The following is a 16,362-nucleotide window of genomic DNA, read 5'->3' as shown; positions in this document are numbered from 1 at the left end:
GCAGTCGTGCCGCCGGCGTCTGATTTACCGGGCCGCGCGGCGCGGTCGGCGCGCGCAAAACCCGTATTTTGCCTTGCGGCGAGCCCGAAGCGGGCAAAGGCGGCCATTCTAGCGGGCAATGCGGCGAGATTGGCGGCTTGTCACGGGCGTGTGATGAGCATTTCCGTGCGGCTCGTTCGCGCGAAGTTCACGTAGAGTTCACGCCTTGTGCGGGCCGAATTCGGCCACGACCTGGTCGATGAACGCACGCAACTTCGGCGTGACGCGGCTGGCGGGGAATACCAGATGCATCGGCCGCGCGGTCGCCTCGTAGCCGGTCAGCAGGCGCACGAGGCGGCCCGCCGCGAGTTCGTCTTTCACGGCCACTTCGGGAGCGAGCATCACGCCGCCGCCGTTGAGCGCGGCGGCCAGCAGCGCCTTCACGTCGTTGGCCTCGAAGCGGCCGGCAATCGGCACCGCCTGTTCGCCTTGTGCATCGGCGAAACGCCATTCGGTATCGGCCGGCATGCTCGTGTAGGCGAAGCTCAGACACTCGTGGGCCGTCAGTTCCCGCGGCGTGCGCGGTTCGCCGCGTTCCGCCAGATAGCCGGGCGATGCGCACGCGACCAGCCGGTACGGCATCAACGGCCGCGCGATCAGCGACGAATCCGACAGCGCGCCAAGGCGGATCGCGGCCTCGTAACCCTCGTCGATCAGATCGACGAAGCGGTCCGTCAATGTCAACTCGACGCGCACCTCGGGATGCGCTTTCAGATAGCGCGTGATAAGCGGCGCTAGGCAGCAGGCGCCGAACGTGACGGGCGCGGTAATGCGCAGGCGTCCGCGCGGCGACGCCGACAGTTCCTGAGCGACCGACTCCGCCGCCGCCGCGTCGGCGAGCAGCGCCTTGCAGCGCTCATAGAAGATCTGGCCGATTTCGGTGAGGCTCTGGCGGCGCGTGGTGCGGTTCAGCAGCCGGGCGCCGACACGCTCTTCGAGCGTGCTCACGTGCTTGCCGGCCATCTGCGACGAGATGCCGAACGCGAGCGCGGCCGCGGCGAACGAGCCGCTGTCGGCGGTTTTGACGAAGATTGCCATGCTGGTCAGTCGATCCATGGTTTCCCCATTCCTGCTTTCGACAGTCGTCGAATTTCGCGTATTTATCCCATTCAAGTTTTGAATCATAGTGGTTCTCACCGGCGAGCGTGGCTCGTCGGAGCGATCCTCGGACATGCATGGAGTGTGAAACATGAAGATAGGCATTCTCGGCGCCGGATTTATCGGCCGCGCGATGGCGACGTTGGCGAAGCAAAATGGTCACGAAGTCATGATCAGCAATTCCCGCGATCCGCGGACCTTGATCAGCACCGCCGCGGCGCTCGGTTGCGCGGTGGGCACCGCGCAGGAGGCGGCGAGCTTCGGCGAAGTGGTCGTGGTCGCCGTGCCGTTCAGCAGCATCGGCGCGTTGCCGGCGGCGGCGCTCGACGGCAAGATCGTGATCGACACTTGCAATCATTATCCCGAGCGCGACGGCGAGATCGAGGCGCTCGCCAGCCACGCCACGACCACCAGCCAATTGCTCGCGGCTGCGTTGCCCGGCGCTCGCGTGGTGAAAGCCTTCAACGCGATTCTGGCGAGGGACCTCGAAACCGACGGCTCGGCGCCGCATACAGCGAAGCGTCGCGCGCTGCCGTTCGCCGGTGACGACGAATCGGCCAAACGCGTCGTAAGCGAACTGCTGGATCAGTTCGGTTTCGATCCCGTCGATGCCGGCGCGCTGGCGGACAGTTGGCGCTTTGAGCGTGCCAAGCCGGTGTATTGCATTGCGCTCGATCGAGCCGGCATGCTGGAAGGATTAGCCGCGGCACAGCGGGATGTGGAGATGGCGCATGGGTCGTGGCGGCATTGAGTGACGGGCGAATAGCGCCACATTCGAGCCGACGGCACATGAGTGGGCCGCCATCGTCCGTGACATAGGACCCTGCGTGACTTTCGTGTTGAATACAGCGGACGACTGCTACGGACCTGGCATCGTCACTGTGCAAGTGCAGCCCGCTTCGAAAACGGTCCCGGGAGACGATAGATGCGCCGGACCATGCCGCTCTCTGCGCGAGCGAGTGAGGAAGAATTTGCGGAGCACCAGGCCGCGAGTTTTGTCCGGCCAGAGGCCGGACAAAACAAGCTGTTCACCTTCGACGGACTCGGACCCCGATCCGCCGTGCACCGTCTCCCGAAAGTCGCTTCAAACCTTGACGACGGAGGCCTGATAGATTTCGTCGACGGCCTTCTCGAGCGCCGCGTCGAACTCGCTGTCGCTCATCGATTCCTTGAGCTCATTGATCAATGCCCTCGAAAAGCTGGCGATCATGCCGTGATTCGAAGCGAGCCGTTTGCACGCGTCGGCTCGCGAGTAGCCGCCGGACAGCGCCACCACCCGTGCGACCCGCGGGTGCTCGATCAGCGGACGATAGAAGTCGGCCGCATCGGGTATGGTCAGCTTGAGCATCACGCGGCGGTTATCCGGCAACGCGTCGAGACCCTTGGTCAGTTCCGCGCGGAGGGTGGCTTCCGCGCCGGGCTTGTCCGGACTCTTGATCGAAATCTCGGGTTCGAGGATCGGCAGGAGGCCGTGCGCATCGATCTGCGCCGCCAGTTCGAACTGTTGCTTGACGATCGCGGCGATCCCGCTTTGCGAGTTCAGATTGATGACCGATCGCATCTTGGTGCCGCAGATGCCGAGCTTCACGGCCCGGGCGAGCAGATCGTCGAGGCTAGGAATCGGCTTCATCAACTGGACACCGTCCGCTTCGGCTTGCAGGCCCTTGTCGATCTTCAGGAAGGGCACGACGCCGCGCTCTTCCCACAGAAAGCGTGGAACGGGTTTGCCCTGAGCCTGTCCGTCCATGGTCGCCTCGAACAGGATGGCGCCGATGATTTTGTCCCCCGTAAAGGCGGGCGCCGTGATGATGCGCACACGCATCTCGTGTATCAGCTTGAACATTTCGGCGTCACCGTTGTAGGCGCTCTCCGGAATGCCGTAGAGCCGCAGTGCGCCAGGGGTCGAACCGCCGCTCTGGTCCAGGGCGGCAAAAAATCCCTGCTTCTCACAAACTTGCGCCAGCATCTTCTCATCAGCCACGATCGTCTCCCTCTCTTTCACAGTGGAATATCGAACCAGCACGTCCGGTCGCGACGCGTCGAGTTGCATACATTCAGTGTCACGATGTTAATGCAAATGTCGGATTTGGCGAAAAAACGGTGGCCGGCGCGGCTAGTCGCCTGGTGCGGGCATTCTTTGGCTACGGCATTCAGGTGTCGCCGCGAGTGCGTCAGCGGATCGGCGTGAACGGGACTACGCGCTCATTCGATCGCGACAGGTGCAGTCAATGAGCACCGTCCTGCCCGGCATACGTCGATTCCCATCCGCCACCCAGCACCTTGCACAGCGTGATGAGGTTCGCGTCGGCTTCAGCCCTGCTTTGCTCCAGATTGCTCTGCGCTTCAAGCAGTTGTCTCTGCACGTTCAGCACCTCGAGGAAATCGACCGCACCCGCCTTGTACCGTTGCTGCGCAATCGACAGCGCACGCTGGTTCAGACCGACAACCGTTTTCAACCGGTCGCGCCGCCGCTGTTCGGCGTCATAGACGACCAGCGCGTCGTCCACCTCACGCCATGCCTGAAGCACGGTATGCTGGTAGACAATCGCCGCCTCCTGCTGCTGTGCCTCGCGCAGATGAAGCGTGCCCTTGAGACGTCCGCCTTCGAAGATCGGCAGCGTGATCGAGGGTCCCACGACAAACTGGCCCGACGCCCAGTCGGCGAGATTCGACAGTTGCAGGCTCTGGAATCCGGCGCTGCCGTTCAGAGAGATGCGCGGATAGAAGTCGGCCTTCGCCATGCCGATCGTCGCGGTGGCCGCATGCAGCTGGGCCTCGGCTTTGCGGATGTCGGGCCGGCGCTGCACCAGTTCCGACGGAACGCCGATCGGCACCTGATCGGGCAGTGCCGGCACATCGCGCGGCTCGGCGAGCACCGCTTGCAACGCGCCCGGTTCCTTCGCCAGCAGCACGCCTATCGCGTTGATGGTGGTCGTGCTGCGCGATTCGAGTGTCGGGATCAGGCTTTCGATCGACTCCGCCTGGGCCATCGCGTTGGCCACGTCCAGGTCCGTCGTGACGCCTTCATGCACGCGGTTCTGCGTGAGCTTCGTGGCGTCGTGGGCGATGTCGAGGTTCTGTTTGGCGATCTGCAGCAGCGCCTGCGTGTCGCGCAACTGGATGTAGTCGCGCGCGAGTTCGGCGCGGGCGGACAGCAGGATCGCGTTACGGTCTTCGTACGAGGCATCGGAGAGCGCCGAGGCGGCCTCGACACCGCGTCGCACGCGGCCCCAGAAGTCGAGCTCCCATGACGCGTCGAAGCCGAACTGGTACAGATCGTAAGCGGGCGAGCCCTTGGCGCCCGGCAGCGGCGCGACACCGAGCGGCGCGCTGCCCGAGGCCGACTGCGTCTGACTTGCCGTCGGCGTGACGCCAAGCAGCGACAGGATGCCGTTCGGACTGCCGCGCTCGCGGTTGTAGGAGGCGGCACCGGTCAGCGTCGGATATTCGTCGGCACCCGCGATGCGCTGTTGCGCCCGGCTTTGCCGCAGACGCGCCGAGGCCGCCGCGACATCCAGGTTTGCGTCGGTCAGCTGCTGTTCCAGCGAGTCCAGTACCGGATCGTTGAACAGCGTCCACCATTGCGGCGTGAATCCGGATTCGACGGCCTTGCTCGCGGCCTGCGCGGTCTGGGTGCGGTTGAACACATCGGGCGTGGCCGTCTGCGGAGCTTCGAAGTTCGGACCGACCAGGCAGCCCGTGAGCAGGGAGCACAGCAGCAACGCGAGCGCCGGCGTGCGCAGGGAGAAGTCGCTCGCGTTCATTTCGCGTCGGCTCCCGCGATCCGCGCGATCCGTGCATCGGCATGCCTGCCGACGGCGACCTCCGTTTCCACCGACAACCCGACGCTCAACGCGGACGCGGCCTGCTGTCCGTGATCGATGGTGATCCTGACTGGCACGCGCTGCACGATCTTGGTGAAGTTGCCCGTTGCGTTGTCGGGTGCGATAGGCGCGAAGCTCACACCTGTAGCAGGCGCAAGACTATCGACGTGTCCGCGGATCGTCACATCAGGCATGCTGTCGACCTTGATACGCACGCTGTCGCCGGGGCGCATCCGGGCGAGCTGGTTCTCCTGGTAGTTGGCGACGATATAGGCGTTCGACAGCGGGACGATCGCAAGCAGCGGCGCACCGGTCGTCACGAATGCGCCGACACGTGCCGAGCGCCGTCCGACCTTGCCGTCGATGGGCGCATGAATCTCCGTGTACGACAGGTTGAGTTTCGCCTGTTCAAGCATGGCTTCGGCATGCGCCAATGCACCCGCCGCCTTGTCGCGCTGTGTCTTCAGAACGTCGAGGTTCTGCCCGGTCGCCACGAGTGCGGCGCGGTTGCGCGCCTGCTGCGCGAGTTCCTCGGCCAGCGCGCTCGCGGCATGCTGCTGCTCCTGTGTCGTTCCCGCACCGGTCTCCGAAAGATTGCGATAACGCGCGGCGTTGGCGCGCGCGAATTCGAGCGTCGCGTCATCCGCGCGCAGCGTGGCACGCGCCTGATCGACGAGCGCGGGCTGCCGTGCGATTTCGGCTTCATAGTTCGCCACCGATGCTTTGGCGGCCACCACGTCCGCCTCGGCACTCATCAATGCGGCGCGAAAGTCGCGATCGTCGATGCGAACCAGCAATTGCCCGGCCTTGACCTGCTGGTTGTCTTCGACGAGCACCTTCGAAACCTGACCCGCGACACGCGGCGCGACCAGCGTGAAATCGGCCGTCACATACGCATCGTTCGTGGTCTCGGTGGATGAACTGGAAAATAGCGCTATACAGGCCAGCACGGCAGCGCCGAGTATGACCGCGAACGCGGCAAGACGAATCGTTCCGGGAGAAAATCGGGTAGCGGATGACATGGATAGCGTCGCTTAACGGGAGGAGGGCTGCGTCGTGCTCCAGGGCGGATAGACCCGCACGGGCAACACCGGGATAACGAAAAGAAAGGCGACGGCGATGCCCGCCATCACGCGATAGAGATCCGCCGATGTGAGCACGACGGCCTGCTCGTGGATCCGGTGTGCGAGTTCGCCGAGACCGTGAGCGGCATCGAGGCTCTGGCTCGTGACCAGCGCGTTGTTGCCCAGGTGGTCCACCAGCATGCCCGAATGAAAATGCTCGCGCGCCGTGCCGAGACCTTCAATGAGGCCGGTTGCCGCGGCGCCGGTAAACGTCTTGAGCGTGTTGAACATGGCCGAGGCAAACGGGCCCTCCGTTGGCGGCAAGCCGGTCGTGACGCCCATCAGGATTCCCATGATGACCATCGGTTGCGCGAGGATCTGTAGCGACTGAAGCCAGTAGAAATTATTGCGAATCCAGTCGGAGGTGACGAAGCTCCCCAGAAAGCACGAGACGGCCATCAGGCAAAGTCCGGCGGCCATGACCCAGCGGTGGTCGACCTGCTGGAGATTGAGCAGCGCGGCGGTCGCGGGCAGCGCAATCAGAAGGGGAAGGGCCACCAGCAAAAACAGCGGCGTGGTTTGCAGCGGCCTGTAACCGTGAATCTGCGCGAGATACTGACTGGGTATGGCGGCAACGCTCACCAGCAGGATCACCGCACCCACGAGGGTCAGCAGCCCATGCGCGAAGTTCCTGCGGGCAAGCAGCTGAAGCTTGAAAAACGGCACAGGATGAAACCACTCGTTGACCAGAAACGCCGCGAACAACAGCGTCCCGCCGCAAAACATGGTGGAGATGAAGGTGGAGTGCAGCCAGTCGAGGCGATCACCCTGCAGCAGGCCGATCACGAGCATGGCGATGGCGGGATATCCGAGCAGGAATCCGGTCCAGTTGAATGAACGCAGCCGTTCGAGTCTGGCGGGATCCGTCGGCAGTCCCTGATGGATTGCCACGCAGCTGACGAGTCCCAGCGGCACGATCTGCCAGAAGGCCATTTGCCAGCCGACATATTCCGTCCACAACGCGGCGAGCGGCGTGCCGAGCGCCGGTCCGAAGGTCGCGGTCAGCGCATAGCCCGCGAGCCCGTATAACTTGACCTTCGGTGGCAGATAACGCAGCGCGACGATGATCAGCATCGGCGGCAGACATCCACCGGCGACGCCCTGCAGCGCACGCAATACATAGAGCGTCAGCAGGTTCGGTGCAAACGGGCAGAGCAATCCAAGGATCATCACGGCGAGCACGGCGCCGATCGTGAAGCGCTTGAGCGTGAACGTCACGCCGAACCATGGCGCGAATACCATGGTGGCGACGTTGGTCGCTTCGAACACGGTGGTCAGCCAGGTTCCGTCGTCCCGTCCGATCGAGAACGCGCCGCGAATATCCGCGAGCGCAACTGCGGTGACCTGTTCGTTCAATATCGCCAGCAGAGAGGCCAGCAACATGCCGAGCAGGCCGATCGCGAGGCGAAGGGGCAACTGCGCTTCTGTGGGCGTTTGCTGTGCCGGCGTCCATGTGGCGGGTACGGAGGCAGGCGCCGATGGAGAAATTTTCGGCTCTCCCGTTCCAGTCAGCGGTGAGTTGGCGCTATTCATAAGAGTCCGGCCACCCGTATTTAATGGGGTATTACGTCGGATATCTCTCTGCCACGCCCGACGCCTGAAAAGATCCCGGATGCTCCGCAAAGAGGTTCGATTCGCTAACCTTATCGTTTTTTCTGCGCTAGTTCCAGCCGGTCCGCTCACGTCTTATTGCCACGCTACGAGTTCATTTCATTCCAGGAGACAGGTCTGCTCTCCGGAGGTCAAAAAAGTCCGCACATCGGTCCATTCCACTCTCAAATCCAGCCAATGTCACCACAGTGACAAGGACAACACACTCGCCTGGAAATGATCTTTTTCCATTCGGCTACAGAACAGAACTCAGTAAAAGGTGCAGCGACTTATGATGGCGGCGCCCAGCGCTCCATGGGTTTTCCGGAGACTGCATCGGCATCCTAATGATCGCAGAGCGACGGCATTCAAGCGAATACCTTTTCTCGCCTACCCGATTGCCGGTGACTTCGTGGCGGCGTTCAAACCACCGCCCTTCGTCAGAGCTTTTCCGCAGTCCCATCATTCGCACGGTGGAGTGGCCTCGCGGCACGCGCGTGCCTTGCAGACTTTGATCACGCAACAGTTGACCAGCAGTGAACAGTACCTACGTGTTGTTGCATGGCGGGTAATGACGCAGGGTGCAAGCCGTACTCTGCTGGAATCCAACGCTGTCGCCCGGTGATTCCTTTGCTACACTTGATCACGACGCGGCCCTGTATGGCATTTGGTTGACGCTGACTACCGCGACTGAGTTGCGGATCCTCGCCACTCGATTCGATCGCTTCACCTTCAGCACATTCAACACCATTACGGCCTGAAAGAGAGAAGGGTGTTAGCGCCACCGTTGTGCTCCCTTGTGTTGCCGAGCGACGCCAACTTCTCTGCCAAAGCCACAACGTCGCGCCCTGTCGCTGAAGCGGCACTTCACAACCGGCTGAGTCAAGAACCCGGTGTAAGCAGTTCACGAATTCGCCGGCCGGGAATCAGGATCAAGCGGTGATCCGACACGGGTACGTTGACGTTGTTGCGTTCATGGACCCGGCGCCGCGATTGCGGGCCCTGACGTCGGTCCTTATCACAGAGCATGCAATAGTGCAGAGGTGTCGCCATGAGTGAGTCTTCCGATTTCCGGAGCAGAACGCTAGCGCTTAATCACGGAGGCGGCCGCATGCCCGCGCTCGGATTCGGCACCCTGATTCCCGATGCAGCTACGACGATCAGTGCTACCGCAGCCGCGCTGGAAGCCGGCTATCGGCACTTCGATTGTGCCGAACGATATCGAAACGAGCGCGAAGTGGGCGAAGCTCTGCGGACAGGGATTGCTGCGGGAGGGATCGCGCGCGAAGACATCTTTGTGACGACGAAACTATGGAATTCGAATCATCGGCCCGAACGCGTCGAACCGGCGTTCGATGCAAGCCTTGAAAGACTCGGACTCGACTATCTCGATCTCTATCTGATCCATACACCGTTCGCGTTTCAGGCGGGCGACGAGCAGGATCCGCGCGACGAAAACGGCGACGTCATCTACGATAAGGGCGTGACTTTGCAAGACACGTGGAAGGCGATGGAGGATCTCGTCGACGGTGGAAGATGCCGGGCTATCGGATTGTCCGATATTGGCCTGGACGAATTGCGGCCTCTCTATGAATCGGCGCGAATCAAGCCGGCGGTGGTGCAGGTCGAAGCACATCCGTATCTTCCGGAAACGGAGCTCCTGGAGTTCTGCAAGGAGAAAGGAATCGTGTTTCTGGCCTTTGCGCCACTGGGTCACGGAATCAGGCCGGGGCCGCTCGAAGATCCGGTCATCGTGCGGATTGCCGAACAAACTGGAAAGACATCGGCCCAGGTACTGCTTGCGTGGGCGATACAGCGTGGCGGAGCGTTGCTTACCACACCCAGGACGGCGCTCCGCGCGCGCGAGAGTTTCGATGTCTCCGCGCTTCCTGCAGAGGCATTCGACGAGATCAACCGGATCGAGACGAGGCAGAGGTACAACGAAGTCGTCAAGACAGGCAGCCCCGGGTTTATTCCGCGGCGTCCGCAATAGATAGACCTTAACGTTATCGGAGGCACCCCATGCAGGAAGACAGGATACGTGAAGCACTGAACGCGCACTGGCAAGCGTCGGCGGTCGGCGATCTCGACGCGGAACACGCCATTTACGATGATGATGCCATCTGCGACTATCCCCAATCAGGGGAACGGATCATGGGGCGAAGCAATTTGCAGGCGCTGCGGAGTCATCATCCGGAGAAGCCATCCGGCTTCAATGTCAGGCGAATCCAGGGTGAAGGCAATCTCTGGGTCACGGAGTACACCATCAATTACCAGGGGCGGGCGGCTTACACGGTAAGCATCATGGAGTTCTGTGACGACAAGGTCATTCACGAGACCCAGTATTTTTCGGATCCGTTCGAGGCGCCGGCCTGGCGGAGTCGCTGGGTTCAGCAGATCGCGTGACGCCGCCTGGTGGACTCACGGCGCAGCAGCAAAAAGAAGGCAGCAACATGCGTAATCATCAGTGCCGGCACGTAGATGATCGGAATCGCGTACGTAGCGCCCAACTCCCCCGCGCGCGCGGGAAGATCGGACTTGATAGCGTGATAGTAGTCGACGATGAGGTCGGTCGCCCCCACAAGATTGAAGGCTACGACGAACAACCAGAACAGTGGGCGTACCCGTGCTGTGAGTAGTGCCAGCATCGCCAGAACGCCGGTTGCGAAGTCACCGTATGCGGCGAACGCTGCGAAGCCGGCAGGCAGATCGGGACTAACCACACCCGGCAGAATAAAGACCAGCCCGAAGAAACGGAAGCTGTGCAACATGGCGATGGCGCGTTGCGCTTCAAATGGGTCCATCGGCCTTAGCCTCGGCCAGACGTATGCACGGAAGACAAGCAGCCACGCGACATATCCCAGCGCGAGCTGCAATTGAAAGACAAGTTCCGGTGACATGTTGCCTCCTGACAGATGTTGTCTGGCGCATTAAAGGCCATGATGAAGATCGCCAACTTCAACCGCGATGGGGACGGCGGTCATCAGCGGTTCTCCCGGTGATTCCCAGCCATCGGGGACGCGTTCTCGAACACCGCTGTCAAGATGCCGAGTCTGTCTTCCAGGAGATTTCGGCCCAGGTTGGTCGTGAGCTGGGCGAAGTCCGGGCCCATCACCACGCCGAGATTAGGCGAGGGCGGCGGTCCTGACACACGCATCTGCGCAAACCAGGCCTTTGCGCTCTCGGTGTCGTCTTGCGATACCAGCGTGCGGAAACCTGCCTGTTCGATCGCCGCGTGCGTCGCATCGGCCGTGAGCAGAAAGCTGGTTGTCGGCGTCCGCGCCCAGGGAACGGGATAGTGCGGTTCGCCGCCGTTTGCGACGACGTCGAACGTCGCAAACCTACCGCCCGGCTTCAGCACGCGTTGGATCTCCCGGTAAAGCCGAGTGCGCTCGGCGATGTTCATTGCCACATGCTGCAGAAATACGGCGTCGAAATGGTCGTCGGCGAACGGAATTTCCAGCGCGCTGGCGGCACGGAACGACACCTGTTCACTCTGCCCCGTGCGCTGGGTGAGATAGCGCGCGGCATCCACGAACGGCTCGCTGAGGTCGATACCCGTCACCCGGCAGCCATAGGTTGCTGCCAGAAAACGGGCCGGGCCGCCAACACCGGAACCGACGTCCAGCACCTGCGTGTCAGCGGTGATTCCGGCCAATCCGGCAAGCTCGGCCGTGGCAGCAAGCCCACGGGTGTGAAACTGGTCGAGGGCGCCCAGTTGCTGGGGTGTGAGCGGCTCGTTCTCCGGTCCGAAAACCGTGAGCGCGCTCTTCAGCCGCTCGGTCAGTCCGGTCGCACGATAGTGATCGCGCACGTCGTCAAGCGCATCGTTCATTGCAAGGTTCCTCCACGGTTCTGGCGGATGGTTCAGGGCTTGCGCGCCGACATCGGCGCGAATCCTCGTCCACAGGCATAGGTGTACCATCGTCTCTCGCGAGCGACTATTCATCACAATGTTGACGGGTTATGAAGCAGATCTTCACAGTGAGGCAGGGCGCGCTCGATGGCGTGGAGGCGTTCCTGTGCGTTGCCCGGCATCGCAGTTTTCGCAGGGCAGCCGCGGAACTCGGCGTGACGCCGTCGGCGATCAGCCAGGCGGTGCGTGTGCTGGAAGAGCGCATTGGCGCAACGCTCTTCATACGCACCACGCGTAGCGTGGGTCTGACCGAAGCCGGCGAACAGTTTCTTTCGCGCGCGAAGCCTGCCTTCGAGGAACTCGTCGCTGCCAGCGACGTTGCGCGCGGTCTCGGCCAGAGGCCCAGCGGATTGTTGCGTCTTTCAGTGCCGCGCGCGGTGGTGCCACTCCTGCTGGATCCCCTGATTGCATCGTTCCACCAGGCTTATCCCGAGGTCGAAGTGGAGATCGCCGCCAGCAACCAGCTGATCGACCTTGCGACTGAAGGGTTCGACGCCGGTATCCGGCTGGGTCAGTTCGTCGACGCCGACATGGTCGCGGTGCCGTTGACGCCACCGCTTCGTTTCGTCGTCGTCGGCACGCCGGCCTACTTCGCAGGGCGCAGCCAGCCGGAGCGTACAGACGATCTGCGGCAACACGCGTGCTTGCGATGGCGCAAATCCAGCGGCGCGCTCGCGCTATGGTCATTCGACAACGGCGGCAATACGATCGAGATCGCCGTAAGCGGTCCTTTCATCGCCCATGATTTTCCCACCATGCTGGGTGCGGCAATGGAAGGTATGGGCCTTGCCCAGTTACCTGAGCCGATGGTCGCTGAAGGACTGCGGACCGGAAAACTCATAGAAGTCCTGAAGCCGTTAGCGCCGGTGATACCGGGCGTGTTTCTGTACTACCCAAGCCGCCGGCAAGTCATGCCGAAGCTGCGCGCCTTCATCGATCATGTGAAGACCCGCCAGGCAAGCCAGGCCAAAGTGCCGCGTACAGAATGACGTTGCCCTGGTGCTATACACCCCACCTTAGCGCCGGCGTGTGCACCGCGCTGTCCCAATGCTTCGTCATCTCATCGTCGAGCATGCAAAGTGTGATCGAAGCGCCTGCCATCTCGAGTGAAGTGGTCAGCGCGCCCACCTGCACGCGCGCAATTTTCAGATCGCGCTTTTCAAGCCAGACGCGCGTCGAGTTGAAGAGCAGATAAAGCTCGCCAAGCGGCGTACCGCCAAGGCCGTTCACGAGCACCAGCAAGCCGGCCCCCGCAGGCGGCTTGAGGTCGTCGACGATAGCCGTTAGCAGCTCCCCCGCAATCGTATCGGCCGACGCAAATTTCGCGCGCCGCCTGCCCGGTTCGCCATGAATGCCGACGCCGACTTCGATCTCATCATCGCCGATCTTGAAGGTCCGCGTGCCGGCTGCCGGCACCGTGCAACTGGAAAAAGCAACACCCATCGAAGCCGTGTGCTTGTTGACCCGGTCACCAAACATCTTGCATTCATCGAGGTTCGCCCCGCTTTCGGCCATGCTGCCCACCAGCTTCTCGACGATCACCGCGCCCGCAACGCCGCGCCGTCCGGTCGTATAGCTGGAGTTTTCCACCGCGACGTCATCATTGATGAGGACCATCGCATTCGGCGCCTCGGACATCTCCGACGCCATTTCGAAGTTCATCAGATCGCCCGAATAGTTCTTCACGATGAAGAGCACGCCCGCACCGGTATCGACGGCCTTGGCGGCGGCCATCATCTGGTCCGGCGTCGGCGACGTGAAGATCTGGCCGGGGCAAGCGGCGTCCAGCATGCCATAGCCGACAAACCCTGAATGGAGCGGTTCATGCCCCGAGCCGCCGCCCGATATCAGCGCAACCTTGCCAGGCTTCAGGTGCTTGCGCCGCACGAACACCGGTTCCCGATTGAGCACGATCAGATCGGCATGGGCTGCGGCGAATCCCGCCAGACTCTCGGCGAGAAAGTCGTCCACGTGATTGATGAATTTTTTCATGGTCTCCCGCTCCTTTATCCGTTGTCTCGCGCAAGCCGCGCGCATACCGAAGCAATCATGATCTGGCTGGAGCGCGCGCCGGGATCGATATGTCCGCGCGAACGCTCGCCGAGAAACGACGCCCGTCCCTTGGTCGCCAGCATGTCGCGGGTCGCCAGCATGTTTTCCTCGGCGATCTGCGGCAGCGTGTCGAGCACCACGCGCGCCGCAGCGCTTTCGGCGGCCAGTTCCTCGAAGCGCTTCGCGACCGGAATCAACACGTCCATCATGGTCTTGCTGCCGAGGCCGGTCTTGCCGCGTTGCCCGACGGCCTCGACACCCGCCGCGAAGATATGGGCGAAGCCGGCCACATCCATTCCATTGATCGCGGACGCTTTCGCCATGCCGTTCAACAACGAGAAGAATAAAGGCCCGGACGATCCGCCCACCGTCGACAGCACCTTGGATGCAGCGATGTCCAGCGCGGGGCCGAAAGCTTCGGCCTCGATCTCCGCGCGCACGGCGAGCAGGGCGTCCATGCCGCGCAGCAGATTGAAGATGTGATCGCCATCGCCGATCTGCTGGTCGAGTGACGCGATCTCGTCGGTATGCTCCTTCAACGCCGCATAGGCAGAGTCGATGCACGCCATGACCGTTTTGCCGTTCATGTCGGGATCCTCCTGCCGTCGGCACGGAAATATAAAAGGCTGCGCGCCGGCAGCGACACGCCGACCGATTGCCCCGGCGAAAAATTGCGCTCCGCAATGGTCGTTGCCACGACGGCGGTTCCCGCCCGATCGAGAATCAGCAGATGGCGCAGCGGCGAATATTCGAGCACCGTCAGATTCAGTGCGTCCTGTGCGCCACGCGCATCGCCCACGTCAGGGTCATGCAGCACGATATCCTCGGGACGGATGGCGACAGTCGCCGTTCCCGCCGGCATGTGAGCCGAATCGAACAGCGTGGGCGGCAGCAGGTTGATCGGCGGAGAGCCGAGCCGCTGCGCGGCGCTCAGCGACACCGGATTTCCATACACCTCGCGCGGCGTGCCGATCTGCACGAGACGCCCATGATCGAGAATGCCGATTCGATCCGCGAGCGTGGTCGCTTCGACCTGATCGTGGGTGACGTAGATGATCGTCGCGCCGATCGTACGATGCAGGCGCTTGAGTTCGATGCGTAATTCTTCACGCAGCTTCGCATCGAGCGACGACAGCGGCTCGTCCATCAGAAACACCTTGGGTTGCCGCACGAGCGCGCGCCCGATCGCCACCCGCTGCATTTCGCCGCCGGACAGATGCGTCGCCATGTTGTCGAGCTTTGATTCCATATGCAGCATCTCCGCGACCGCGTGAACGCGCGCACGCACGTCCGCCTCGCTGCTGCGCCTTCTTGGCGAGCGCAACGGAAACGCCAGGTTGCCGAACACGGTCAGATGCGGGTACAGCGAATATTGCTGGAAGATAAACGCCACGTCGCGCTCGGACGGATGCACGCCGGTCGCGATCGCTCCGTCGATCAGCACGTCGCCCGCATCCGGCTGCTCCAGCCCGGCGATCAGACGCAGCGTCGTGGTCTTGCCTGCGCCGCTCGGCCCGAGCAGCACCACGAACTCGCAGTCCATCACATCGATCGACAGATCGTCGACCGCGACGATATCGCCAAATCGTTTCGACACATTGCGCAACTGGATTTCAGCCATGAGCTTCTCCGTGTGCAGGAATCGTGTGAGCGGCGCCTGGCAACAGCCGGCCGCTCTGCGCGTCGTACAGCAGCGTGCGCTCCTTGCGAAACGACAAACCCACCGGTGATCCGGCAGGCAGACCGTCGTCTTTTCCCACCCGTACCCTCACCACGCCCAATGCGGTCTCGACCACCAACACCTGATGCGAACCGAGGTATTCATCGGCAATCACCTTGCCGCGCAGCGGGCCGTGTTGATCGATCGCCACATGCTCGGGACGAATGCCTAGCAGCACGCGTTCAGCGGCCGCTTCGCAGTGGGGTACCGGGACCCGCGCGCCGTGCAAGCGGACTTCTTCGTGGCCCACGTCTACGCCGCCATCGACTGGCAGGAAATTCATCGGTGGACTGCCGATGAAGTTGCCGACGAACACCGTGGCCGGAAAGTGATAGATCTCGTGCGGCGGACCGGCCTGCAGCAACTCACCCTTGTTCATCACGACGATGTCGTCAGCCATTGCCATCGCTTCGCTCTGATCGTGCGTAACGTAGACCGTCGTGGCGGCCAGCGCGTTGTGCAGCTTGCGCAACTCGAGACACATCAGTTCGCGGAAATCCGCATCGAGCGTGCCGAGCGGTTCGTCCATGAGAAACGCCTTCGGCTGACGCACGATCGCGCGCCCCAGCGCCACGCGTTGCCGATCGCCGCCTGACAGCCCGCCGGTTTTGCGATCGAGAATGTTCTCGATACGCAGCATGTGCGCGGCCGCATCCACTCGTGCCGCGATTTCCTTGCGCGACGCATGCTCGTTTTTCAGCGGGAAGGCGATGTTATTGCGCACCGTCATATGTGGATATAGCGCGAACATCTGGAAGACGAACGCGATATCGCGCTGACGTGCGCGCAATGCCGTCACGTCCTCGCCGTCTATTAAAATCCGGCCGGAGGTCGGCAACTCGAGGCCGGCAATCATCCGCAGCGTGGTGGTCTTGCCACAACCCGATGGACCGAGCAACACGACAAAGCGCCCGGCGCCGATCGTCAGACTGGTGTCGCGTACCGCGACGAAGTCGTCGAAGCGCTTGTGAAGGTTGGCAAGAACGATCGTGGACATGA

Annotated in this window: 15 protein-coding genes; 4 read left to right on the top strand and 11 right to left on the bottom strand. The window is 62.4% G+C overall.

Annotation, left to right across the window (positions count from 1 at the left end; translation table 11 throughout):
• Positions 1-198: 198 nt before the first annotated feature.
• Positions 199-1,095 (bottom strand): LysR family transcriptional regulator, encoded by an 897-nt coding sequence (locus B0G71_RS10515; protein WP_116141515.1) that lies wholly within the window; start codon positions 1,093-1,095, stop codon positions 199-201.
• A gap of 133 nt (positions 1,096-1,228) precedes the next feature.
• Between B0G71_RS10515 and B0G71_RS10510 the strand changes: the two genes are divergently transcribed.
• Complete coding sequence (locus B0G71_RS10510) at positions 1,229-1,888, top strand: NADPH-dependent F420 reductase (RefSeq protein WP_116141513.1); 660 nt, start codon at positions 1,229-1,231, stop codon at positions 1,886-1,888.
• A gap of 333 nt (positions 1,889-2,221) precedes the next feature.
• On the opposite strand, the gene B0G71_RS10505 is transcribed toward B0G71_RS10510, so the two are convergent.
• The 4 genes from B0G71_RS10505 to B0G71_RS10490 all read right to left on the bottom strand — a co-directional run bounded on the left by B0G71_RS10505 (position 2,222) and on the right by B0G71_RS10490 (position 7,618).
• Complete coding sequence (locus B0G71_RS10505; RefSeq protein WP_404935465.1) at positions 2,222-3,103, bottom strand: fructose bisphosphate aldolase; 882 nt, start codon at positions 3,101-3,103, stop codon at positions 2,222-2,224.
• 259 nt (positions 3,104-3,362) lie between these two features.
• Complete coding sequence (locus tag B0G71_RS10500; RefSeq protein WP_116141511.1) at positions 3,363-4,901, bottom strand: efflux transporter outer membrane subunit; 1,539 nt, start codon at positions 4,899-4,901, stop codon at positions 3,363-3,365.
• Positions 4,898-5,983, bottom strand: a complete 1,086-nt coding sequence (locus tag B0G71_RS10495; protein WP_116141509.1) for an HlyD family secretion protein — start codon at positions 5,981-5,983, stop codon at positions 4,898-4,900. Before B0G71_RS10495 ends, B0G71_RS10500 begins: the two co-directional genes overlap by 4 nt.
• A 12-nt stretch (positions 5,984-5,995) precedes the next feature.
• Positions 5,996-7,618 (bottom strand): MFS transporter, encoded by a 1,623-nt coding sequence (locus tag B0G71_RS10490; protein ID WP_116141508.1) that lies wholly within the window; start codon positions 7,616-7,618, stop codon positions 5,996-5,998.
• Between the two features lie 1,108 nt (positions 7,619-8,726).
• Between B0G71_RS10490 and B0G71_RS10485 the strand changes: the two genes are divergently transcribed.
• Positions 8,727-9,668, top strand: coding sequence for an aldo/keto reductase (locus B0G71_RS10485; RefSeq protein WP_116141506.1), 942 nt, complete (start codon positions 8,727-8,729; stop codon positions 9,666-9,668).
• 29 nt (positions 9,669-9,697) lie between these two features.
• Positions 9,698-10,081: a nuclear transport factor 2 family protein gene (locus tag B0G71_RS10480; RefSeq protein WP_116141504.1), complete on the top strand. Its 384-nt coding sequence runs from the start codon at positions 9,698-9,700 to the stop codon at positions 10,079-10,081.
• Here B0G71_RS10480 and B0G71_RS10475 read toward each other — a convergent pair.
• Together B0G71_RS10475 and B0G71_RS10470 are read right to left on the bottom strand one after the other, a co-directional pair.
• Positions 10,066-10,575 (bottom strand): hypothetical protein, encoded by a 510-nt coding sequence (locus B0G71_RS10475; protein WP_116141502.1) that lies wholly within the window; start codon positions 10,573-10,575, stop codon positions 10,066-10,068. The two genes, B0G71_RS10480 and B0G71_RS10475, sit on opposite strands and share 16 nt — an antisense overlap.
• Positions 10,576-10,658: 83 nt before the next feature.
• The gene (locus tag B0G71_RS10470) at positions 10,659-11,510 is read right to left on the bottom strand and encodes a class I SAM-dependent methyltransferase (RefSeq protein WP_116141501.1); all 852 of its coding nucleotides are present in this window, start codon (positions 11,508-11,510) and stop codon (positions 10,659-10,661) included.
• A gap of 131 nt (positions 11,511-11,641) precedes the next feature.
• On the opposite strand from B0G71_RS10470, the gene B0G71_RS10465 reads away from it, so the two are divergent.
• Positions 11,642-12,580, top strand: coding sequence for a LysR family transcriptional regulator (locus B0G71_RS10465; RefSeq protein WP_116141499.1), 939 nt, complete (start codon positions 11,642-11,644; stop codon positions 12,578-12,580).
• A 13-nt stretch (positions 12,581-12,593) separates the two neighbouring features.
• On the opposite strand, the gene dhaK is transcribed toward B0G71_RS10465, so the two are convergent.
• Genes dhaK through B0G71_RS10445 form a run of 4 tightly spaced genes read right to left on the bottom strand, consistent with a single transcriptional unit; the run spans position 12,594 to position 16,360 of the window.
• Entirely contained in the window at positions 12,594-13,583 is a 990-nt protein-coding gene (gene dhaK / locus B0G71_RS10460; RefSeq protein WP_116141497.1) for a dihydroxyacetone kinase subunit DhaK, read from the bottom strand.
• 14 nt (positions 13,584-13,597) lie between these two features.
• Positions 13,598-14,230: a dihydroxyacetone kinase subunit DhaL gene (gene dhaL, locus B0G71_RS10455; RefSeq protein ID WP_116141495.1), complete on the bottom strand. Its 633-nt coding sequence runs from the start codon at positions 14,228-14,230 to the stop codon at positions 13,598-13,600.
• The gene (locus B0G71_RS10450; RefSeq protein WP_116117043.1) at positions 14,227-15,264 is read right to left on the bottom strand and encodes an ABC transporter ATP-binding protein; all 1,038 of its coding nucleotides are present in this window, start codon (positions 15,262-15,264) and stop codon (positions 14,227-14,229) included. Before B0G71_RS10450 ends, dhaL begins: the two co-directional genes overlap by 4 nt.
• Complete coding sequence (locus B0G71_RS10445; RefSeq protein WP_116141493.1) at positions 15,257-16,360, bottom strand: ABC transporter ATP-binding protein; 1,104 nt, start codon at positions 16,358-16,360, stop codon at positions 15,257-15,259. Before B0G71_RS10445 ends, B0G71_RS10450 begins: the two co-directional genes overlap by 8 nt.
• Positions 16,361-16,362 lie beyond the last annotated feature (2 nt).

Source organism: Paraburkholderia sp. BL27I4N3 (assembly GCF_003386115.1).
Classification (GTDB): domain Bacteria; phylum Pseudomonadota; class Gammaproteobacteria; order Burkholderiales; family Burkholderiaceae; genus Paraburkholderia.
The sequence above is the reverse complement of the archived record's forward strand: the minus strand, read 5'-3'. Positions and strand labels throughout refer to the sequence as shown.